Genomic DNA, 547 nt, shown 5'->3' on the forward strand with positions numbered 1-547 from the left:
GGGTGCGTCGGTGGTTTGAGGTGGGTCCGGATGCGGTGTTGACCGCGTTGACCCGCCAATGCCTCGACCACAACAACAACGACGACGACGACGTTGAGGGTGCGGTGTTCGCGTCCGCGTTGCGGGCCCGGCATCCGGAGCCGGACACCTTCGCCGGTTTCCTGGCCCAGGCCCACACCGCCGGTACCAGCGTCGACTGGCCAGCTTTCTACGCCGACACCCATGCCCAACGCATCGATCTACCCACCTACGCCTTCCAACGCCAGCGGTACTGGATCTCCCCGGGCACGGCGGCTGGCGATGCCGCCGCTGTCGGGTTGGGGCGTCTGGACCATCCGCTACTCGTGGCTGCCGCGCCGGTCGGTGACCGCGACGAGTGGCTGTTCACCGGACGGATCTCCCAGGACACCGCGCCGTGGGTGAGCGACCACGGCGTACTCGGAATGGTGATCGTGCCGGGCACCGCGTTGGTCGAGTTGGCGTTGACCGCCGGCCGACACGCGGGCAGCCCGGTGGTGGAAGAGCTGGTGCTGGAGGCGCCGCTGCT

General features: G+C 68.9%; 1 pseudogene. It reads left to right on the top strand.

The features are described from left to right. Window positions 1-20 precede the first annotated feature (20 nt). Window positions 21-547 (top strand): annotated as a pseudogene (locus ACLQ28_RS34470) (SDR family NAD(P)-dependent oxidoreductase); the annotation flags it as partial.

This window comes from Micromonospora sp. DT201 (genome assembly GCF_049841575.1).
Classification (GTDB): Bacteria; Actinomycetota; Actinomycetes; order Mycobacteriales; family Micromonosporaceae; genus Micromonospora.